18 protein-coding genes are annotated in these 20890 nt (G+C 69.8%); 12 read left to right on the plus strand and 6 right to left on the minus strand.

The window, feature by feature from the left end; genetic code table 11:
- Positions 1 to 925: LysR family transcriptional regulator (locus RQI28_RS12300; protein WP_311230893.1), on the minus strand; the 925-nt coding region annotated here is incomplete at its 3' end.
- 105 nt (positions 926 to 1030) lie between these two features.
- Between RQI28_RS12300 and RQI28_RS12305 the strand changes: the two genes are divergently transcribed.
- Positions 1031 to 1891 (plus strand): class III extradiol ring-cleavage dioxygenase, encoded by an 861-nt coding sequence (locus RQI28_RS12305; RefSeq protein ID WP_311222190.1) that lies wholly within the window; start codon positions 1031 to 1033, stop codon positions 1889 to 1891.
- A 109-nt stretch (positions 1892 to 2000) separates the two neighbouring features.
- Positions 2001 to 2654, plus strand: a complete 654-nt coding sequence (locus RQI28_RS12310; protein ID WP_311222191.1) for a hypothetical protein — start codon at positions 2001 to 2003, stop codon at positions 2652 to 2654.
- Between the two features lie 30 nt (positions 2655 to 2684).
- Here RQI28_RS12310 and RQI28_RS12315 read toward each other — a convergent pair whose 3' ends face one another.
- Complete coding sequence (locus RQI28_RS12315; RefSeq protein ID WP_311222192.1) at positions 2685 to 3209, minus strand: PACE efflux transporter; 525 nt, start codon at positions 3207 to 3209, stop codon at positions 2685 to 2687.
- A 72-nt stretch (positions 3210 to 3281) separates the two neighbouring features.
- On the opposite strand from RQI28_RS12315, the gene RQI28_RS12320 reads away from it, so the two are divergent.
- The 4 genes from RQI28_RS12320 to RQI28_RS12335 all read left to right on the plus strand — a co-directional run bounded on the left by RQI28_RS12320 (position 3282) and on the right by RQI28_RS12335 (position 8297).
- On the plus strand, positions 3282 to 4172 hold the full coding sequence (locus RQI28_RS12320; RefSeq protein WP_311222193.1) for a LysR family transcriptional regulator: 891 nt from the start codon (positions 3282 to 3284) through the stop codon (positions 4170 to 4172).
- Between the two features lie 164 nt (positions 4173 to 4336).
- Complete coding sequence (locus RQI28_RS12325; RefSeq protein WP_311222194.1) at positions 4337 to 6502, plus strand: TonB-dependent siderophore receptor; 2166 nt, start codon at positions 4337 to 4339, stop codon at positions 6500 to 6502.
- A 197-nt stretch (positions 6503 to 6699) separates the two neighbouring features.
- Positions 6700 to 7587, plus strand: coding sequence for a PPK2 family polyphosphate kinase (locus tag RQI28_RS12330; RefSeq protein ID WP_311222195.1), 888 nt, complete (start codon positions 6700 to 6702; stop codon positions 7585 to 7587).
- A gap of 68 nt (positions 7588 to 7655) precedes the next feature.
- Positions 7656 to 8297 (plus strand): DUF4197 domain-containing protein, encoded by a 642-nt coding sequence (locus RQI28_RS12335; RefSeq protein ID WP_311222196.1) that lies wholly within the window; start codon positions 7656 to 7658, stop codon positions 8295 to 8297.
- A 27-nt stretch (positions 8298 to 8324) separates the two neighbouring features.
- Here the strand turns inward: RQI28_RS12335 and RQI28_RS12340 are convergent, their stop codons facing one another.
- The gene (locus tag RQI28_RS12340) at positions 8325 to 9266 is read right to left on the minus strand and encodes a LysR family transcriptional regulator (protein WP_311222197.1); all 942 of its coding nucleotides are present in this window, start codon (positions 9264 to 9266) and stop codon (positions 8325 to 8327) included.
- A 104-nt stretch (positions 9267 to 9370) separates the two neighbouring features.
- Between RQI28_RS12340 and RQI28_RS12345 the strand changes: the two genes are divergently transcribed.
- The 4 genes from RQI28_RS12345 to RQI28_RS12360 all read left to right on the plus strand — a co-directional run bounded on the left by RQI28_RS12345 (position 9371) and on the right by RQI28_RS12360 (position 13658).
- Positions 9371 to 10375, plus strand: coding sequence for a tripartite tricarboxylate transporter substrate-binding protein (locus tag RQI28_RS12345; protein WP_311222198.1), 1005 nt, complete (start codon positions 9371 to 9373; stop codon positions 10373 to 10375).
- The gene (locus tag RQI28_RS12350; RefSeq protein WP_311230421.1) at positions 10372 to 11463 is read left to right on the plus strand and encodes a hydroxyacid dehydrogenase; all 1092 of its coding nucleotides are present in this window, start codon (positions 10372 to 10374) and stop codon (positions 11461 to 11463) included. Before RQI28_RS12345 ends, RQI28_RS12350 begins: the two co-directional genes overlap by 4 nt.
- Positions 11423 to 12139 (plus strand): RraA family protein, encoded by a 717-nt coding sequence (locus tag RQI28_RS12355; protein WP_311222200.1) that lies wholly within the window; start codon positions 11423 to 11425, stop codon positions 12137 to 12139. The genes RQI28_RS12350 and RQI28_RS12355 overlap by 41 nt, the downstream gene beginning before the upstream one ends.
- 217 nt (positions 12140 to 12356) lie before the next feature.
- The gene (locus tag RQI28_RS12360; RefSeq protein ID WP_311222201.1) at positions 12357 to 13658 is read left to right on the plus strand and encodes a Glu/Leu/Phe/Val dehydrogenase; all 1302 of its coding nucleotides are present in this window, start codon (positions 12357 to 12359) and stop codon (positions 13656 to 13658) included.
- Between the two features lie 118 nt (positions 13659 to 13776).
- Here RQI28_RS12360 and RQI28_RS12365 read toward each other — a convergent pair whose 3' ends face one another.
- From RQI28_RS12365 to RQI28_RS12375, 3 genes are all read right to left on the minus strand, one after another.
- Positions 13777 to 14892: a hypothetical protein gene (locus RQI28_RS12365; protein WP_311222202.1), complete on the minus strand. Its 1116-nt coding sequence runs from the start codon at positions 14890 to 14892 to the stop codon at positions 13777 to 13779.
- A 189-nt stretch (positions 14893 to 15081) separates the two neighbouring features.
- Positions 15082 to 17397 carry an ATP-dependent DNA helicase gene (locus RQI28_RS12370; RefSeq protein ID WP_311222203.1) on the minus strand — a complete coding sequence of 772 codons (2316 nt, stop codon included), beginning with the start codon at positions 17395 to 17397 and terminating at the stop codon, positions 15082 to 15084.
- Positions 17394 to 18347 carry a hypothetical protein gene (locus tag RQI28_RS12375; RefSeq protein WP_311222204.1) on the minus strand — a complete coding sequence of 318 codons (954 nt, stop codon included), beginning with the start codon at positions 18345 to 18347 and terminating at the stop codon, positions 17394 to 17396. Before RQI28_RS12375 ends, RQI28_RS12370 begins: the two co-directional genes overlap by 4 nt.
- A gap of 221 nt (positions 18348 to 18568) precedes the next feature.
- Between RQI28_RS12375 and RQI28_RS12380 the strand changes: the two genes are divergently transcribed.
- Both RQI28_RS12380 and RQI28_RS12385 read left to right on the plus strand, forming a co-directional pair.
- Complete coding sequence (locus RQI28_RS12380; protein ID WP_311222205.1) at positions 18569 to 19837, plus strand: serine hydrolase; 1269 nt, start codon at positions 18569 to 18571, stop codon at positions 19835 to 19837.
- Positions 19806 to 20888 (plus strand): serine hydrolase, encoded by a 1083-nt coding sequence (locus RQI28_RS12385; protein ID WP_311222206.1) that lies wholly within the window; start codon positions 19806 to 19808, stop codon positions 20886 to 20888. Before RQI28_RS12380 ends, RQI28_RS12385 begins: the two co-directional genes overlap by 32 nt.
- Positions 20889 to 20890: the final 2 nt, after the last annotated feature.

Genomic DNA, 20890 nt, shown 5'->3' on the forward strand with positions numbered 1-20890 from the left:
TGATGCCGGTTTCCGTCTCCGTGGACGCTGCCGTTAACCCCCCCAACCGCTCCGCCAAAAAATCGATGAAGCTGCGCACCTTCAGCGGCATCTGCCGCCGGCTGGCATACACCGCATACAGCGTGTTCACATAACCTGTGTCGACCGGCAGCCGTACCAGCCGGCCGGCGGCCAGGTCGTCGTCCACCAGCCAGGCGGGCATGAACGCTGCGCCGATGCCGGCCGCCATGGCGTGGTAGCCCAGCGTGGTGTCGCTCGATTTCATGATGGGGTCGATGCGCCTGCGCATGCCCTCTTGCAGCCTGGCCTTCATGCGGTCCAGCGGCACGTAGTTGGGCAGGATCACCGGGATCGGCGGTCGTTCACCGGCCAGGTCCGCTCCATGGTCCAGGTCATGCAAGAGCCCGGGCGCGGCGACCCAGTGAAACGCCATCTGGCACAGTGGGCGCGCGATCAGCTGCGGTGCGGGCTCGGCGGTCATGCGCAGCGCCACGTCAAAGCCGTCCGAGACGAGGTCGACCATGTGGTTGTCCAGGTGCAGATCCAGCCGCACCTCCGGGCAGGCGCGGCTGTAGTCCGCCAACAGGCTGGCGAAGCGCGGCGTGGCACACCACACCGGGGCGCTGATGCGCAATTCGCCCTGCGGTTGTTGCTGGCCGCGGCCGACTGAAGACGCCGCCGCATCCAGCAGTTCCAGCGCCTGCCGGCCCTGGGCGTAGAAGGCCGTGCCGGCCTCCGTCAGGCTCATGCTGCGGCTGGTGCGGTTCAGCAGACGCGCGCCCAGTGCGCGCTCCAGCCGCGCGATGTGCTTGCTGACCATGGGCGGCGCCATGCCCAGGCGGTCTGCGGCGGCGCTGAAGCTGCCGGCTTCGACGATCACCTGGAACACGCGGATGCCGGTCAAGTCGAGATCTGCAGGGTTCATGGTTGCCAAAAAAGGAAAGATGACCATCACTCTATCGCCATCGATTTCCTTTACGGGAAACATTAACCTCGGGCCATCTGTTCCTCGCCATTGTTGGAGCCCCACATGACCGCTTCTTCTTCTCCTTCTCCTGTTTCCCCGGTTCCCACCGCCACCGCTGTGCTGCCCACCTACTTCATCTCGCACGGCGGCGGCCCCTGGCCCTATGTGACCGAGATGCGGCGCGACCTGCACAAGCTGGAGCTGTCGCTGCAAGACATTCCACGCCAGATCGGCACCCTTCCGAAGGCCGTGCTGGTGATCTCCGGGCACTGGGAAGACGACGTGTTTGCCGTGATGGCCAGCCCGCAGCCGCCCATGCTCTACGACTATTTCGGCTTTCCGCCCCATACGTATGAAGTGCGCTACCCGGCGCCCGGCGCGCCCGCGCTGGCCCAGCGCGTGGCGGCCCTCATCGAAGCAGCGGGCCTGCCCAGCCGGCTCGATGCCGAGCGCGGCTTCGACCACGGCACCTTCTCGCCGATGGAGGTGATCTACCCTGACGCCGACGTGCCGGTCATCCAAGTGTCTCTGCAGCGCGACCTGGACCCGGCGCTGCACCTGGCGCTCGGCCGCGCGCTGGCACCGCTGCGCAGCGAAGGCGTGCTGATCCTGGGCAGCGGGCTGAGTTATCACAACCTGCGCCGCTTTGGCGAGGCCGGCCGGGCCCCCTCGGCGGCTTTCGACCAATGGCTGCAGGATGCGGTGGTAGCAACGCCGCCGGCCGAGCGGCCAGCGCGGCTGATCGACTGGCAAAGCGCGCCCGCCGCCCGCCTGGCGCACCCGCGCGAAGACCATCTGATTCCGCTGATGGTGGCGGCAGGCGCCGCCGAAGCCGAAGCGGCCGACTGCGTGTATCACGAGGTGGGCGTGTACGGCGGCGTGACGGCATCGAGCTTTCGGTTTGGCGCCAGCGTGGCGCCCTGACGCTGCGGCGGGTGAAGCGCCTTTGGGGCATCATGACTTTTTCCCTCCACCGCACGCCGCCACGCCCATGAAGCCCCATCACGCCCCTGCGCTCCTGCCCCCGCTTTTCATGGCTGCCTCCTTGCTGTTGGGCAGCTTCGGTGCCACGGCGCAAACCGTGGCACCTGCGGCACCGGCGGCCGCAGCGCCAGCGCAGGCGGTGCAGACCGTGCGGCTGCGCGGCACCATCGAAGCCGTCACCCCCACCACGCTCACCGTGAAGGAGCGCGGCGGGCAAACGGTCGTGCTGGCCCTGGCGCCCACGCTGGTAGTGCAGGAGGTCTACCCCATCGAGCTGGCCAGCATCCAGCCGGGCAGCTTCATCGGCACGGCTGCGCTGCCCCAGGCGGACGGCACGCAACTGGCCATTGCGGTCACCGTGTTTCCTGAATCCGCCCGCGGCGCGGGTGAAGGCCACCGCCCGTTCGACCTGCAGCCGCAAAGCACCATGACCAACGCCACCGTGGCCAACGTGGCTGCGGTGACCGATGGCGCTGTGGTGGCGAATGCGGCCACCCAGGGCCGCACGCTGCGGCTGACCTACCCAGGGGGAGAGAAAACCGTCACGCTGGCGCCCGGCACGCCGGTGGTCACCTTCCGCCGCGGCGACCGCAGCCTGCTGGTGCCGGGCGCCAGCGTGTCGCTCAGCGCGCAAGAGGTGAACGGCACACCCACGGCCTTGCGCATCAACGCCGGGCGCAACGGCTTCGTGCTGCCCTACTGAGCGGTCAAGCGGTCAAGCTATCAGGTCAGATCAGCCCGTCGCCGCCACAGTGCCGGCAGGCGCGGCGGGTGCGGCCAGGGCCGACGCTGGCAGCCCGAACACCCGGTCGAAGCCCCAGTTGAAGACGAAGGTGTAGACCAGAAAGAACACCAGCAAGCCCAAGTCCATCATCAGCGCCTGCCACAGGCTCACGTCAAACCACCAGGCCAGCACGGGCACCAGGATGAAGGCCAGCCCGCCCTCGAAGCCGATGGCGTGCGCCACCCGCCGGCCCACGGTGCGCTCGCGTGAGGGCTGGCGCGACTCCCACCGCTCGAAGGCCCAGTTGAAGGCCACGTTCCAGACGATGGCAATGGCCGAGGCGATGGCCGACACCGCGCTCGCATGCGCTGCGCCCTGGCCGGTGAAAAACGCCAGTCCGACGGTAGCGGCAGCGATGGCAATCACCTCGTACAGCGCGACATACACCACGCGGCGGCGAACGCCCTGCAGGCCTGGGGCCGCGGGATGGGATGCGTTGGAAACGGCAGAGCGGGAAACATTGGAGGAAGCCATGGCCGCACTGTATGTGCGTGCTGCTGAAACTTAAAGTCAGCTTGTTTCAATATTTCTGATAGAAGCACTGCCATGGCTTTTTCCTCAGACAACGTGAATGTGTTCCTGGCCGTGCTGGACCGGGGCTCGTTTTCCGCCGCCGCCCGCGGGCTTGCGCGCGTGCCTTCGGCGGTCAGCATGACCATTGCGCACCTCGAAGCGGAGCTGGCGGTGCAGCTCTTCGACCGCAGCGGCCGCGAGCCGCGCCCCACGCCCGCCGCCCGGGCGCTGGAGCCGCAGGCACGGCTGCTCGCAGCTCAGCTCAAGCAGTTGAACGCGCAGGCGCTGGCCCTCACGCAGGGGCTCGAAGAGCGCCTGACCATCGCCATTGCCCCGGAGCTGCTCGCCGCGCACTGGACCGGGCCGCTCGCCGCGCTGGCCAGCGACTACCCCTTGCTGCAGGTCGAGGTGCTGGCCGCGCCGCAGGCAGACGCCGTGGCGCTGCTGCACGCCGGCCGCGCGCAACTGGCGCTGGTGTTCGAGCGCCCCAGCATCGACGGCCGCGAGGGTTTTCAGGAAGTCGGCAGCGAAACCCTGGTCGCCGTCATCGCGCCGCAGCACCCGGTGATGCAAGCGGCCGGCGACGGCCCTTTGAGCGAAGTGCACCTCACCACCACCCGCCAGATCGTCGTGGCCAGCCGCGACCTGGCGCAGACCGACCCGCGCTTCGTCTTCGCCCGCCACCACTGGCGCACCGACAACCACCTGGCCGCCCTGGGCCTGATCGAGGCCGGCCTGGGCTGGGGCTGGCAGCCGCGCGCGCTGGTGGAGCCACGCATCCAGGCCGGCACACTGGTGGAGATGCCGTTCAGCAATCTCAGCAACGGCGTGGCGCTGTGGGTGGACGTGGTGTGGTCCAAGGAGCGCCCGCAGGGCCTGGGCGCGCGGCGCTTCGTCGAACTGATGGGGCGCGGGCAGGTTTAGAACAGGTTCTCAGGGCGCCTCCCGGCGGGCGGAGTGTGGCCGCTGTGCCACATCAAATGAGATTACTTCTCATTTGAGAACTAGAATTCGGCCCCTCCCCGCTGTCCTGCGTCCTTTCTCCCCCTCCAACCCGCGCCCGGCTTTACCGCCTGGGCTTTGCGTTCATGCCTGTTTCCTCTTCTTCCACCGCGCACTGCGCATCCCTCACCCATGCGGCCCAGGCCGCGTTGGCCCTGTGCACCGGCTTGGCCGCACTGGCTGCGCATGCCGCAGACACCGTTGCCGACACGGCCTCGGCAGCTCCTGCCGTCACGTTGCAGGAAGTGCGGGTGCAGGACGCCAGCGGTGCCACCGGCTACCAGGGTGCTCAGCGCAACACCGCCGCCACCCGGACCGACACGCCGCTCATCGAAACCCCGCAGTCCGTGCGCGTGGTGCCCCGCCAGCTGATCGAAGACCTGGGCGCGAAGCGGCTGGCCGACACGGTGGACTTCGTGAGCGGCATCACCCGCATGAACGACTTTGGCGGCACTTGGGACAACTACGCCATCCGCGGCTTCAGCAATACCGAAGGCGGCTCGCTGCTCAACGGCTTTGCCTCGGGCCGCGGCTACGGCCCGCAGCGCGACGCCGCCACCATCGAGCGGGTGGAGTTTCTCAAGGGGCCGGCCGCTGCGCTCTACGGCAGCAGCGAGCCCGGCGGCACGATCAACATCGTCACCAAGAAGCCGCAGTTCACCGCGGCCCACAAGGCCGGACTGGAAGTGGGCACGCTGGGCATGCGCCGCGCCACGCTGGACACCACCGGCCCGCTGTCGCAAGACATCGCCTACCGCCTGAACGTGGCGGCCGAGGACGGCGCCAGCCGCACAGGCCTGGTGGACAACAAGAAGTATGTGATCGCCCCGGCCCTGACATGGGCCGTCAATGCCGACACCGTGCTGCAGTACGAGGCCGAGATCATCCGCATCCGCACGCCGCTGGACCGCGGCACGGTGCAGGTCGGCGGCGACGCCCTGGCGCTGCCCGGCAACCGCTACCTGCAGGAGGCAAACCGCGGCAACCTGCACGTCAACGGCGACACGCACCAGCTCACGCTGGACCACGACTTGGGGCGTGGCTGGCGCGCGCGCTTCGGGGGCGCCTATCGCGAGACCGAACTGTATGGCGACGCGGTGGACTTCGGCACCGGCCAGATCGGCCTGCTGGGGGCCGACGGCCGCACCCTGTCGCGCACCGACAGCTGGCGCACGCTGCCCTCGCGCGACGCCTCAGTGCAGGCCGAGCTGGAAGGCAAGTTCAGCACCGGTGGCCTGCGCCACACCGTGCTGGCCGGGCTGGAGTCGTGGCGCCTGTACATGGGCCAGGACATCCGCTATTCGGCCCAGCGCTACCCCATCGACATCTACAACCCCGTCTACGGCAACGTGCCGCGCGGCCCGCTGGCCCAGGGCTTTTTGCAGGACGACCGCCTGCGCGCCACGGGCCTGTTCCTGCAAGACCAGATCGACCTGAGCGCGCGCTGGAAGCTGCTGGCCGGCCTGCGCTTTGACCGGTTCAACCAGGACTTCGTCAACCAGATGACGAACACGCGCCAGGCCCAGCAGCACTCGGCTGCCACACCGCGCCTGGGCCTGAACTACATGCTCACGCCGAACAGCTCGGTCTACGTGTCCTACGGCCGCTCGTTCCGTCCCAACGCCGGGGCTGACTCGTCGGGCAAGGCCTTCGATCCGCAGAAGGGCAAGGCCTTCGACGCCGGCGCCAAGTGGCAGTCGGCCGACCAGCGCCTGAACGCGTCCGTTGCCGTGTTCGACATCCGCAAGACCAACGTGCTGACGCGCGACCCCGACAACGGCAACTTCAGCGTGGCCGCCGGCGAGGTGCGCAGCCGCGGCATCGAGGCCGACGTCGCAGGCCAGCTCGACGCGCACTGGCGCATCACCGCCAACGCCGCCTTCACCGACACCGAGGTGCTCCGCGACAACAATCCCGCGTTGGTGGGCAAGCGCCTGCTGGGCATTCCCCGCGTGAGCGCCGGCCTGTTCGCCATCCGCGAAGACCGGCTGGCCTCGGGCGGCCGCTACGGCCTGGGTGGCGGCCTGGTGCACGTGGGCGAGCGCACGGGCACCGCCACCGACACCTACCGCCTGCCGGCCTACACCACCGTGCGACTGCGCGGTTACTGGCAGATCGACCCGCGCACGCGCCTGACGCTGGACGTGCACAACCTGTTCGACAAGCACTACGCCGCGGCATCGTGGAACGCCATCGCCGTCATCCCCGGCCTGGGGCGCCAGGTAGTGGCGGGGGTGCAGATCAGCTTCTGAAGTGGCCCTGCATGGGTTTCATGAGTGAAATAGGGCTCTAGCGCTTATCCATCAAGCGCTAGTAGCTATCAAAATAGTAGCATCCATCTGCAGGCTGCTTGACTGGTGCTGCCGGCGCCCCCAGACACTGCGTGTGGAAGGGGCGGCGCCAACGGCCCACGCTGGTGACCTTTGCATGCCGCGCCACAATGGCCGGCATGAAAACACCCGTGCAGCACCCCTTCGATCTTCCGGACGACGCCCTGGCCGCACGCTGGCGGGCATGGCAGCCGGGCAAGCCCGGTGCCGGCGCAGCCGCCAAGGCCCGTGGCGACTTCTCACTGGCCGCGTTCGATCCGTCCGCCAAGCCGTTTTCGCAGGGCGACAAAGCCAGCGACAAGGCCGCCGTGCTGGCGCTGGCGGACGAGCTCGACGGCCTGCAGAATTTGTTCTATGCCGACCGGCGCTTCAAGCTGCTGGTGCTGCTGCAGGGCACCGACACCTCGGGCAAGGACGGCACGGTGCGCGGCGTGTTCGGCCGCACCAGCCCGCTGGGCGTGCGCGTGGTGGGCTGGAAGGCGCCCACCGAGGTCGAGCGCGCCCACGACTACCTCTGGCGCATCCACCAGCAAGTGCCGGCGGCCGGCGAGACGGTGGTGTTCAACCGCAGCCACTACGAAGACGTGCTGGTGCCGGTGGTGCAGGGCTGGATCACGCCCGAGCAGCACGCCCAGCGGCTGGCGCACATCAACGACTTCGAGCGCCTGCTGGCCGAGACCGGCACGGTGATCGTCAAGTTCATGCTGCACATCGGCAAGGACGAACAGCGCGAGCGGCTGCAGGAACGGCTGGACGACCCGGCCAAGCACTGGAAGTTCGAGATGGGCGACATCGCCGCGCGCCAGCAATGGGACGACTACCAGCGCGCCTATCAAACCCTGCTGCCCGCCACCCACACGCCCTGGGCGCCGTGGACCATCGTGCCGGCCAACTCCAAAACGCACCGCAACCTGATGATCGCGACCGTGCTGCGCGCGGTGCTCAAGAACCTGGACTTGCGCTATCCGGCAGGCGACCCGGCGCTGGAGCACTTCCAGGTGGAATGACACGGGCCGCCCGCCCACCGCCGCAGCGCAGAATGGCGCGCATGTCCATGTCTTCGGGGAACACCACCATGTCTTTGCGCAACCTCTTTGCCACCGCCGCCCTCACCTGCGCCGCCATCGTGCTGCCCGCCGCCGCCCAGATGCCCAGCTTCGGCATCAAGCCGCTGCTGGGCCAGGCGTCCGATGCGGCACTCGACAAGCTGTCGCAGCCCGGCGCCTTCTCGTCCGACTCGGCCATTCGCATCGCCCTGCCCGGCGCGGGCAACAAGAACGTCGGCAAGCTGCTGGAGCTGGCCCAGCAATCGGGCCTGTCGGCCAACCTGGACGCCGCCCTGAACCGCGCCGCAGAGCAGGCCGCCGCGCAGGCCAAGCCGATCTTCCGCGCCGCCATCGACAAGGCCACGCTGAACGACGCGGTGGACATCGCCCGCGGCGGCAGCACCGGCGCCACCGACTACCTGCGCAAGAGCACCGGCTCGCAGATCACTGCGCAGCTGCAGCCGCTGGTGCGCGCCGCGCTGCAAGGCAGCGGCGTGCTGCAGAAGACGTCGCAATTGCAAGCCCTGGGCTTCGACGAAGCGCGGCTGACCGACTACGTGGCGGGCAAGACGTCCGAGGGCATCTTCACGTACGTGGGCCGCGAGGAAACACGGCTGCGGCAAGACCCCATCGGCACGGGCACGCAGTTGCTCAAGGGTTTCAAGTTCTGAGCATCGGCTTGATTGGCACGGTGCGCGTCACGGCGCGTCGGCAGTCAGATCGGCCTGCACTTTGGCATCAGCGATCAGTGCCTCGCCGCGCGATCGCAGCAGCGCCACCAGCCGCCGCCCGGCGGGCGACAGGTAGCCGCCCCGCCGGTGCGTCACGCCCAGCGTGCGGATCAGCGTGGTGGCGGCCAGCGGCACTTCGGCCAGCGCGCCGTGGCTGCCCTCCACCAGCGTGCGGCGCGACACGAAGCTCAGCAGCCCCGTGCGGGCGATCAGCGCCGGCAGCAGCGGAATCGAATTGGCGCTGACCTGCACGTGCGGCGCGGGCAGGCCGTGCGACTGGAACACGGCGTCCAGCCACTGGCGGCTTGGAATGCTGGCAGCGGGCAGTGCCCAGGGATAGTCCAGCAGCGCGGCCAGCGTCACCTCCGGCAAGGCGAGCACGGGGTGGCCGGGGCTGGTGGCCACCACCACCGCGTCGTCGAAGATGGGGTGCGTCTCGAAGGCGCCATCGGGCATGGGCACCAGGCCGATCAGCAGGTCGATGCCGCCTTCGGCCAGGCGCTGGCGCAGCTCCATGCTCGGGCCCACGGTGATGTCGATGGTGGTGCGTGGGGCTTCCTGCAGCAGCAGCTGGCACAGCGCGGGCAGCACCCGGTCGGCGGCGATGGGGCCGCTGCCGATGCGCACGTGGCCCGCGTTGCCCTGGGCGAAATCGGCCACCTCGCGCATGGCCTCTTCGCTGGCGCCGCGCAGCACGCGCGCCCGCGCCTGCAGCACCTCGCCCACGGCCGTCAGGCGGATGCCCCGGCCCGCGCGCTCGAACAGCGGTGCGCCGAAGGCCGCTTCCAGCCGCTGGATCGACTTGGTCAGCGCCGGCTGCGTGCGGCCCAGGCGCTCGGCGGCCTGGCCCAGGTGGCCCAGTTCGGCCACCGCTTCAAAGTAGCTCAAGTCGCGCAGGTTCACAGCCATGAATTCATCACCAAAAGGAATGGGTGCATGAATCTTATCCAATAGACGGGAATGAATCGCCCTTCCAGAATGCACCGCACAGCCACAACAACGGAGACAACGCCATGACCATCCAACGCCGCGCCTTTCTCGGCGCATCCGCTGCCGCCCTGGGCGCCAGCGCCCTCGCCCCGCTCGCCGCCTGGGCCCAGCCGGCCGCCGCCAGCGCCTGGCCGCAGCGCCCCATCCGCCTGATCGTGCCCTTCCCGCCCGGCGGCAGTGCCGACTTTCTGGGCCGCCTGGTGGCTGACCGCCTCACGGCCGCCACCGGCTGGACCATCGTGGTGGACAACCGCGCCGGCGCGGCCGGCAACATCGGGCTGGACGCAGTGGCCCGCTCGGCACCCGACGGATACACGCTGGGCATCGGCCAGACGGCCAACCTGGCCATCAATCCGTCGCTCTACGCCAAGATGCCGTTCGACCCGCTGAAAGACCTGGTGCCCATCGCCCTGGTGGCGTCGCAGCCCATGGTGGTGACGGTGAAGGCCGACTCGCCCCACCGCACGCTGGCCGCGCTGCTGGCCGCCGCCAAGGCGGGCAAGGAGCCGCTGCGCGTGGCCTTCGCCGGCAACGGCACGGTGGCGCACCTGACCATCGAACTCATCGAGCGCCGCGCCGGCGTGCAACTGGTCAACGTGCCCTACAAGGGCGCCGGCCCGGCGGTGAACGACCTGCGCGCCGGGCATGTGGACTTTTTCATCGGCAATTCAGTCGCCGTGCTGGGCCCGGTGCAGGGCGGCAGCCTGCGGGCGCTGGCCGTCACCTCGCCCGCGCGGCTGAAAGCGCTGGCTGAAGTGCCCACCATGGCCGAGTCGGGCTTTGCCGGCTTCGACGCGCAGACCTGGTCGGGCGTGGTGGCGCCGGTGGGCGTGCCCAAGACCATTCTGGACCGCGTGCATGCCGAGGTGAACCGCGTCATCACCCAGCCGGAAGTGCTGACCAAGTTCGCCAACGAGGGCAGCACGCCTGCCGCCGGCCAGACGATAGACCAGTTCGCCGCGCTGGTGCGCGAGCAGCACCGCACCTGGGGCGACGTGGTGCGGCAGGCCAAGATCCAGATCGAATGATGGGCGCCAAAACCCCTGGAGCGGCTGAAACGGCGGGGTCGGGCGGCGCCTTCACGGTGCTCGTCACCGCGCCCACGCTGGCGCCCGCCGGCGCCGCGTTGCTGGCCGATGCCGGCTGCCGCGTGCTGTATCTGCCTGCGGATGCCGCCGATGACAATACCGAACTCACGCGCCTGCTGGCGGCCGAACGGGTGGATGCCGTCATCTCCCGCACCGCACCGCTCACCGCCGCGCAACTGGTGGCCTGCCCCACGCTGCGCATCGTCTGCAAGCACGGCGTGGGTGTCAGCAACATCGACGTGGCCGCGGCCAGCGCGCTGGGCATTGCGGTGTGCGTCACGCCCGGTGCCAACGCCCAGTCGGTGGCCGAGATGACCTGGGGCCTGATCTTCGCCGCCGCCCGGCGCATCGCCTGGATGGACGCCGAGCTGCGCGCCGGCCGTTGGTCGCGCTCTCAGGACGGTCTGCAACTGCAGGGCCGCACGCTCGGCCTGGTGGGCCTGGGCGACGTCGGCCAGCGCGTGGCACGCGTGGCGCTGGCGCTGGGCATGCCGGTGGTGGCGTTCGACCCGGCCCTGCGCGCCGTGCCCGCCGGGCTGGAGGCCGTGCGCCTGCTGCCCGCGGTGGACGACGTGGTGTGCGCCGCCGACGTGCTGAGCCTGCACGTGCCGCTCAACGTCGCCACGCGCGGGCTGATGGATGCCGAGCGCATCGCCCGCATGCCGCGCGGCGCGTTGCTCATCAACACCGCGCGCGGCGAGGTGGTGGATGAACCCGCCCTCATCGCCGCGCTGCGCAGCGGCCACCTTTTTGCGGCGGGGCTGGACACCACGGCCGCCGAGCCGCTGCCAGCGGGCAGCCCGCTGCTGTCGCTGCCCCAGGTGGTGCTGACCCCGCACGTGGGCGGCTCCACGCCCGCCGCGCTGGATGCGATGGCCAGCGGCGCCGCGCGCACCGTGCTGGCCGCGCTCGCCCACGGCCGCATCGATCCCGCCTGCTGCGTCAACCCGCAGGTGCTTCCCTTCCTTCTTGCCGAGTCACCACGCCATGACCACGAACCCGCCCTCTTCCTCCATCTCTGCCGCTGACTGGCCGCCCGGCTACCGCATCGGCGCGAGCGCGCCCCGCCTGCCGGCTGAGCTGATCGACGCCTTCAAGGGCATTCCCGTGGCCGTGGCGGGCGACTGCATGGGCCGCAGCGTGGGCGCCACCGGCCTGCACGGCTACCACGAAGACCTGGGCGCCGTGCTGTGCGGGCAGGCCGTCACCGTGCGCGTGCGCCCGGGCGACAACCTGATGATTCACAAGGCGCTGATGCTGGTGCAGCCCGGCGACGTGCTGGTGATCGATGGCGGCGGCGACGTGACGCAGGCGCTGATGGGCGGCCTGATGCGCACCACCTGCCTGGTCAAGCAACTGGGCGGGCTGGTGATCGACGGCGCCGTGCGCGACCGGCTTGAATGGGCCGAGGGCGGCCTGCCCGTCTTCGCGCGCGGCCACACGCACCGCGGGCCAGCCAAGGAAGGCCCGGGCGAAATCAACGTGCCCATCGCCTGCGCGGGCCTGGCCGTGCTGCCCGGCGACCTGGTGCTGGGCGACGCCGACGGCGTGATCGCCATTCCCGCCGCCGATGCCGCGCTGGTGCTGGAACGCGCCCGCCTGCACCTGGACAAGGAAGCCCGCATCCGCGCCAGCAACCTGGCGGGCACGGCCGACCCGGAGCGCTTCAACGCCACGCTGCGCGCCAAGGGGTTGCCGGTCTGAGGGTGTGGGGGTAGTGGCGGGTTTTTGAGCCAAATCGGCCTCTAGCGCTTGTCTGATAAGCGCGTGCAACTATCAATCTTGATGAAGATGAGTGTGCAGAAACCGGTTCTGCAACGTTATGCGTCGAATGCATAACACTGAAACACACCGGCCTTGGACAGGTTGTAACGGCAGGCATACAGTGGCCCTACCAAAACCTCCGATCCGCAAGGAACCCATGTCGAACACCTCCGGCACCCTCGATCAACACCCTGTGCCCTCCTACCTCCAGGCCGACCACCTCGGCCCCTGGGGCAACTACCTGCAGCAGGTAGACCGCGTCACCCCGTACCTGGGCAGCTTGGCGCGCTGGGTGGAAACGCTCAAGCGACCCAAGCGCATCCTGATCGTGGACGTGCCGATCGAGCTGGACAACGGCACCATCGCCCATTACGAAGGCTACCGCGTGCAGCACAACTTGAGCCGCGGCCCCGGCAAGGGTGGCGTGCGCTTTCACCAGGACGTGACGCTGTCCGAAGTGATGGCCTTGTCGGCCTGGATGTCGGTGAAGAACGCCGCCGTGAACGTGCCCTACGGCGGTGCCAAGGGCGGCATCCGCGTCGATCCCAAGAAGCTCTCGCGCGGCGAGCTCGAGCGCCTCACGCGCCGCTACACCAGCGAAATCGGCCTGCTGATCGGCCCGTCCAAGGACATTCCCGCCCCTGACGTGAACACCAACGGCCAGATCATGGCCTGGATGATGGACACGTATTCCATGAACACCGGCGCCACTTCCACCGGCGTGGTCACCGGCAAACCGGTTGATCTGGGCGGCTCGCTCGGCCGCGTCGAGGCCACGGGCCGCGGCGTCTTCACCGTGGGTGTGGAAGCTGCCAAGCTGACCGGCCTGCCCGTTGAAGGCGCGCGCCTGGCGGTGCAGGGCTTCGGCAACGTGGGCGGCATCGCGGGCAAGCTGTTTGCCGAAGCGGGCGCCAAGGTCGTGGCCGTACAGGACCACACCGGCACCATCCACAACGCCGGCGGCCTCGACGTGCCGGCCCTGCTGGAACACGTGAAGAAGACCGGCGGCGTGGGCGGCTTTGCCGGCGCCGACGTCATGGCCAAGGAAGACTTCTGGGGCGTGGACTGCGAGATCCTCATTCCGGCCGCGCTGGAAGGCCAGATCACCAAGGACAACGCCGGCCAGATCAAGGCCAAACTGGTGATCGAAGGCGCCAACGGCCCCACCACCACCGAAGCCGACGACATCCTGCACGACAAGGGCGTGCTGGTGCTGCCCGACGTGATCGCCAACGCCGGCGGCGTGACGGTCAGCTACTTCGAATGGGTGCAGGACTTCTCCAGCTTCTTCTGGAGCGAAGACGAGATCAACGCCCGCCTGGTGCGCATCATGCAAGAGGCCTTTGCAGGCATCTGGCACGTGGCGCAAGAACACAAGGTGAGCCTGCGCACCGCCACCTTCATCGTGGCCTGCCAGCGCATCCTGCACGCCCGCGAGATGCGCGGTCTGTACCCATAAAGCGTTCCACGGGATCAGCGGTTCGGCCCACAACGCCGGCTGCTGCCAAAGCACCGCCAGCGCCCGCATCGGGTCCTGGCGGTTTTTTTTATCGGCCGTCTGCTTTTCGGGCGCCGGCTCAGGTGGGCGGGTGTGGCCCGTTGTCCGCAGCCTGCGCGGCGCCGGCAGGCACCACCCGCAGCGCCATGCAGAACGGCTGCACGCAGGCCGCGCGCCCTGCGTAAGGGCAGCCCGGCGTGTCGCACGGCGTGCCCTGGCCGTCCTGGGCTTCGTCGTCCGCCGGCGGGCGCCAGCCGCTGGCCTGCAGCGCGGCCATCTGCAGCCAGGGGTCGGCGATGCGCGGGTCGCGGCCGTAGACCGTCGCGGCCTGCGCGGCCAGCCAGGGGGCGAAATCGATCGACAGCAAGGCACTGGTGCGTGCGCCGTCTGGCTCCTGAGGCTGCAGCACCAGCGCGAACAGGCCTGAGGCCAGCGCCTGCGGACGGCCGGCGAAAGCGGCCGCCAGCGTGCCTGTTGCCGTGGCGGTGCTCGCCTGGCCGGTGGTTGCGGCCGCTGGTTGCTCTTGCATCCACGCGGCCGGCACACGCAAGGCCAGCGACAGGTTGCGCGCGCCCTCGGGCGTCTGCACCGTGCCCTGGCCCACCAGCCACGTGCGCAGGGGCGGCACGCCAGCGGGGTCGTCGGTCAAGCGTTGCTCCAAGGCTGCCGACCAGGGCTGCGCTGCCACCACGCGCTGCGCCTGGCCCGGCGCGGTGAGCTGGCGCACCAGCGCATCCAGCACCTGGCGCAGCGGCGCGGCCACGCCGCCAGCGGGCCAGGCCGTGGGGCGCACTGCGGCAGTCGCTTCTGCTGCCACGCCCGCAGTGGTGCGGGCGGTGCCGCCTGCCGGCGTCTGCGCAGGCCGGCCATTCGATCCGCCAGCGCCTGCAGTCGTGCGGGCGGTGCCAAGCGCTGGCTCGCCTGCGTTCAGCAGGCTGCCCCGCGCCTGGGCCGACAGGCTGACGCGGTCGGCCTGGGCGGGCAAGGGCAGCGGCAATGGCAAGGGGGATGGCAGCGGCAACGCGCCGGCGCCGGGTTGCGGGGCGGGAAAGGGAAGGTCCACCGGCCCTGCCGATGCGGCGCGGCCTGCGTCGTTCGGGCGCAGCAGCATGTTCTGCCGCTGCAGCGCTGCCTCGGCCAGCACGCGGATCACCGGCGCTGTGGGCGTGCGGGACGGGTCGATGGAAGAGGCCATGCCGGTGGGGGTGCGTGCGTTGAGCGTGCGGGGCGTCGCGAGGTGTGAGCGCAGTGTGGCAGACGCAGGCCGGTGGTGGCAACGCCGCTGGAGCTTCATGCCGCTACGATCCATGGCTACTATTTTTATAGCTGCTCGCGCTTGCGGTGTAAGCGCTGGAGGCCAATTCATGTCTTATTTCAGTCGGCTTCACCACACCGCCCACCAAGCGGGCAGCAGCCGCCGCACCTCTGCCCGCCCAAACCGGTCGTCGATGAGATGCACCACGCCTTCGTCGCTGGGCGTGCGAATCACGCGGCCAGCGGCCTGCACCACCTTTTGAAGGCCGGGGTAGAGATACGTGTAGTCATAGCCCGCGCCGAAGAGCTGCTGCATGCGCGCGCGGATCTGCTCGTTCACCGGGTTGATCTGCGGCAGGCCCAGGGTGGACAGGAACGCGCCGATCAGCCGGCGCCCCGGCAGGTCGATGCCTTCGGCGAACGCGCCGCCCAGCACCGCGAAGCCGATGCCTTCGCTGGTGTCGGTAAAGCGGGCCAGGAAGGTGCGCTGCTCGGCCTCTTGCATGCGCGGCGACTGGCTCCAGTGCGGCAGTTGCGGGTGGCGGCGGGCGAAGGCGCCGGCCACCTGCGCCAGGTAGTCGTAGCTGCTGAAGAAAGCCAGGTAGTTGCCGGGCTGCTCGGTGAACTGCGCGGCCATCAGGTCGGCAATCGGCTCGGCCGATGCCGCGCGGTGTGCGTAGCGTGTGGAGATGTGGCGCGCCACCTGCACGCGCAGTTGCGTGGCGGCGAAGGGCGATTCGACCTCCACGGCGGCGTGGCCTTCGGGCAGGCCCAGCAGGTCGGCGTAGTAGCGCGTGGGCGCCAGCGTGGCTGAAAAGAGCGTGGCGGTGTGCGCGGCCGCAAAGCGCGGTGCGAGGAACGGCGCGGGCACGATATTGCGCACGCAGACGGTGGAGCCACCAACTGGGCTGCCTGCGGGCCGCTGTACATCGACGATGGAGTGCGTGTCGAAAAGCTCGGCCATGCGCAGCGTGTGCAGCGCCTCCAGATAGAAGGCCTGCAGTGCGCCGTCAGCCTGCTCTGGGTGTTCGGCGAAGTGCTCGCCCAGGGCGTTGCTGCCCTGCTGCAGCGCGGCCAGCAAGGCGGGCGGAAAGCCGGCGTCCTGCACTGCGTAGCCGCTGCCGTCAGGCTGGGACTTGTCCAGCGCCACCCACGCGCGCCGCACGCGGTTCAGCGCCTTCTTCACGGCCGGCACGGCCACGGCGGTGGGCGACTGGCGTGCTTCATAGAGCGTGCCGGGCAGCAGCTCGGCGGTGTACATGCGCCGGCCGCGCTCGACCAGGTTGTGCGCCTCGTCCACCAGCAGCGCCACGCGCCACTGGTTGGCCTGCGCCAGCCCGTGCAGCAGTCCGCCCAGGTCGAAGTAGTAGTGGTAGTCGCCCACCACCACGTCGGCCCAGCGGGCCAGCTCCTGCGACAAGTAGTAGGGACACACGCCGTGGGCCAGAGCGGCCTCGCGCACGTGCGCCTGGTCCAGTGCCAGCGGGCCGGTGCTGCTTGCTGCGGGTTGCAAGGCGTGTGCGCGCGCTGCGGGCAGGCGGTCGTAGAAGCCGCGTGCCAGCGGGCAGGCGTCGCCGTGGCAGGCCTGGCCGGGGTGCTCGCAAGCCTTGTCGCGTGCCACCAGTTCCAGCACGCGCAGCGGCAGTGCACCGCCTGTGGCATCGGATGGGTTCAGGCGCGCCAGTGCGTCCAGCGCCACCTGCCGGCCCGAGGTTTTGGCGGCCAGAAAGAAGACCTTGTCCAGCCGCTCGCCCGGCGCGGCTTTCAGCAGCGGAAACAGCGTGCCCACCGTCTTGCCGATGCCGGTGGGCGCCTGGGCCAGCAGGCAGCGCCCAGCCGTCGCGGCGCGGTAGACCGCTGCGGCCAGCGGGCGCTGCCCGGTGCGAAAGCCGCCGAACGGAAAGGCCAGCGCGGCCAGCGCTGCATCACGCGCGGCGCGGTGGGCGACCTCTTGCTCGGCCCAGGCCACGAAGCGGCTGCACTGCAGCTCGAAATGCGCCTGCAGGGCTTGGGCGGTGCAGCGCTCGGTCAACATCGTTTCGGCCTGCGTGCCGATGTCGAAGTACACCAGCGCCACGTCGATGTGCGCCAGTTGGCGCGCCTGGCACAGCAGCCAGCCGTAGACCTTGGCCTGCGCCCAGTGCAGCGCGCGGTGCGATGCGGGTTGCCGGTCGAGCCGGCCCTTGAAGGTCTTGACCTCTTCCAGCCGGCCGGCCGCGGCGTCGAAACCATCGGCCCGGCCGCGCACACGCAGGTGACGCTCGCCCTGGCGCCAGTCGCCCGCCAGCGTCACCTCGCGCTCGTAATCAGGGCCGCGCCGCGCGGCCACCGTGCCGTGGCCGGCGATGCCTTCCAGCGCGGTGGGTGCGGGCGTGAAGCGCAGGTCCAGGTCGCCCGCCTTGGCGGTGAACTCGCACAGCTCGCGCACCGCGACGGTGTAGGTCACACGGCGCTTTCCGGCTGCGGTAGTGGCGGCGATAGTGATGGCGGCGGACCGCAGGGCGCGGCGGCATCGGCGTCGGCCACCAGGTCTTCGGCGCCTTCGAGCCCTTCGCCCAAGCCTTCATCCACGCCCTCGCCCGTTCCCTCGCCCAGCTGCGCCTGCGCGGGCTCGCCCTGCGCGCGCATCGGCGTGGCCTTGCACAGCGTCATCCACACGGCAAAGGGCAGCGTGCAGCGGGCGTGGCGCGCGGGGCGCAGCAACTCGAAACGGCTGGCACTGCCCTCCTCCAGCCCGCCGTGCAGCACCCACACGCCGAACTGCTCGGGGATCTCGTCGGCCGTGGCAATGCCTGCGGGAAATACGTAATAGCACTCCTCGCACAGCCACTGGTACGCCTGGCGTTTGTCGGCATGTCGCAGGTCGGACAGCAGGTCTGCCCGGCTGGCTTTCACCTCATGCACCATGGGTTGCAGATAGGCCGACACGCTGGTGTTGCGCACCGAAAAAAGATCGGGCCGCGCCATGCGCCAGACCTGCGCGGCACGCGGCGCGGTGGACGGTGCCGCCTCTTCATCGGCCCAGAGCGTGGGTGCGCCGGCCAGCGCGGTGGCCGGCACCGCGCCTGCCGGGGCCACCGGCGCTGCCAACGCGGCGCGCAGCGAAAGCTCTCGCCACACGATGCGCCCGGCGCCCAGCAGATGTTCGGCAAAGCGCTCCGCCAGCCGGTCGTGCGCCGACAGCGCCCGCAGCCCGCGCTGGCGCGCCTGGGCCAGCAGGGTGATGCCGGCATCGGTCAGGCGCAGCACCTCGTGGCCTTCGCACGTGGTGTGCTGCGCCACCAGCCGGGCGGCCAGCAGGTCGATCTCGATAGCGTCCTTGCAGGGCCAGCCGGCAGAGCGCCAGATCTGCATCAAACGGGTGCGGTGGGTACGGGTGGGTTGGAAGTCCGGCATGAACCACTGATTATAAAAACAGTGGCTTGACCGGAGCCGGGCAAAGGCCATGCGCCCGTGTCCGACACGCAGGGCGCGCGGGGCGCTACGCAGCGTGCCTGTGCGACGCGATACGGTGGGTGCCTGTTCCAGTTCCAGCCGGTTTGCGCCGAAGCCACGCCACGCTGCCCATGCCTTTGAACTTGCCCAAGCACCTGTCATCGACACCCCCATTCCATGCCGTGCGCCCTGCCCTAGCGGCCTTGGCGATGGCCGCGCTGCCGTGCCTGCCGCCCGGAGCATTCGCCCAGGCGCCCTCGCCTTCGTCCCCTTCACCGCAGTGGCAAAGCGCGCCAGCGCCTACCCAGCGCCCGGCAGCGTGGGCGCGTGCAATGCACCGTGAGCTGGAACGCGCCGTGGCCGCCGGCGCCACGCCCTTCGGCGTGTATGTGCGCGACCTGAACACCGGCGAGGCGATGTCTTTTCACGCGGGCGAGCGCTGGTACCTCGCCTCGTCCGTCAAGGTGCCCGTGGCCGTTGCCGTGCTGCGCGGCGTGGAGCGCGGCGCGTTCACGCTCGACACGCCCTTGACCCTGCGCGAGGCCGATTACGTGGACGGCGCCGGCCCCGCCAAGCGCCAGCCGGTGGGCTCGGCCCTGACGGTGCGCTGGCTGCTCGAACAGATGATCATCTACAGCGACAACACCGCCACCGACATGCTGATCGGCCTGGTCGGCCAGCCGGCCGTGAACGCCGTGGCGCAAGAGGCCGTACCCGGCGGGCTCGACCGCATTACCACGCTGGCCGACGTGCGGCGCCACGCCTACAGCCAGCTCACGCCCGAGGCCGTGCACCTGTCGGGCAGCGACTTTCTCACGCTGAAAGCCCAGCGTGGCGACCGCGAGGTGAAGGAAACGCTGGCGCGCCTGGTGCGCGTGCCCACCGCCAGCCTGGCGCCCATCGGCGTGGGCGATGCGTTCGAGGCCTACTACGCCACCGGCCTCAATTCCGGCCGACTCGATGCGTACGGCGAGCTGCTGGCGCAACTGGTCCAAGGCCGGCTGCTGAACGCCGCGCACACGCGCTACCTGCTGGACGTGATGGAACGCGTGAAGACCGGCCCGCAGCGCATCAAGGCGGGCCTGCCCAGCGGCACGCGCTTTGCCCACAAAACCGGCACGCAGCGCGCGCGCACCTGCGATTCCGGCCTGGTCACCTTCGCGCCATCGTCGCAGCACACACGCGATGCGCGCGTCATCGTCGTGGCCTGCACGCGGGGCGAACTCTCCACCACCCGGTCCGACCGCACGTTGCGCCAGGTCGGTATCGCGCTGTGCCAGTCCGGTCTGCTGTCCCACGGAAAACCCCATGAACCACCCTGCCAAACCGTGCCAGCTCTCACCCAGCGCGCCCCGCCCGACGCCCTGCCCATGCCCGCCGTCACGGGCCGCACGGGCCCTGCCCCTGGCCCTGGCGTTATTGACGACGATCTGCGCGGCGACGAGCCCTGACGCCGCGCTGGCGCAGCAGCAGCCAGCGCAACAGAAAGCGCCGCAGACGACGGCGGCCGCCTTGAGCGCACCGGGCGCCTGGGTGGCCGCCATGCGCCAGCAGGTCGAGCGCATCGAGCGCGACACGCCCGGCCAGTTGGGTGTGTACGTCAAGCGGCTGGACACCGGCGAAGTCTTCGCCCACCAGGCCGACCGGCCCTGGTATCTGGCATCGTCCGCCAAGCTGCCGATCGCCATCGCCGTGCTGCGGGAGGTGGAGCAAGGCCGCCTGCGCATGGACCAGGAAGTGGTGGTGCAGGAAGGCGACAAGGTCGACGGATCGGGCGGCGTGGTGTGGCAAGACAACGGCACGCGCCACGACGTGAAAGACCTATTGCGCCGCATGCTGATGGAAAGCGACAACACCGCCGCCAACATGCTGATGCGCACTGCCGGCCAGGACGGCATCGCCCAGCGCGCCCGCGCCCTGCTGGGCGCCGGCGCCGGCCGCATCACCGACTTTGCCGAGGTGCGCTATGGCGTCTATACCGAATTCAGCCCCGACGCGCGCAAGCTGTCGCACACCGACCTGGTGCGCATCGCCGGCGCCCCCATGGGCCCGCGCCGCGTGCAGGCGCTGGCCCGCGCGCTGGACGTGCCGCAAAAGTCGCTGCAGGTGCAGACCATGGAAGAAGCGTACGCGCGCTTTTACCGCCGGGGCGACAACACCGCGTCGCTGGTGGCCTATGGCGGCCTGCTGGAAAACCTGGTGCGCGGCAAGCTGCTGAACGCCGAACACCAGCAATTGCTCTACAAGGATTTGAAGTTCGACACCTACGACGCGTACCGGCTCGAAGCCGGCCTGCCGCGCACCGTGCGCTTCATCCACAAGACCGGCACGCAGTTTCAGCGTGCCTGCCACATGGGCGTGATCGACCCGCAGGACGGTGGGCAGCGCGCGATCATCGTGGCCACCTGTGCTGAGGGGCTGGACGAACAGAAGCAGGCCGGACGCGCCTTCGAATCGCTGGGCCGCGCCATCACGCAGACCGCGCTGAAGGCGCGCGGGTGACT

This window comes from Acidovorax sp. WCS2018Noco2-16 (assembly GCF_031843945.1).
GTDB lineage: Bacteria > Pseudomonadota > Gammaproteobacteria > Burkholderiales > Burkholderiaceae_C > Paracidovorax.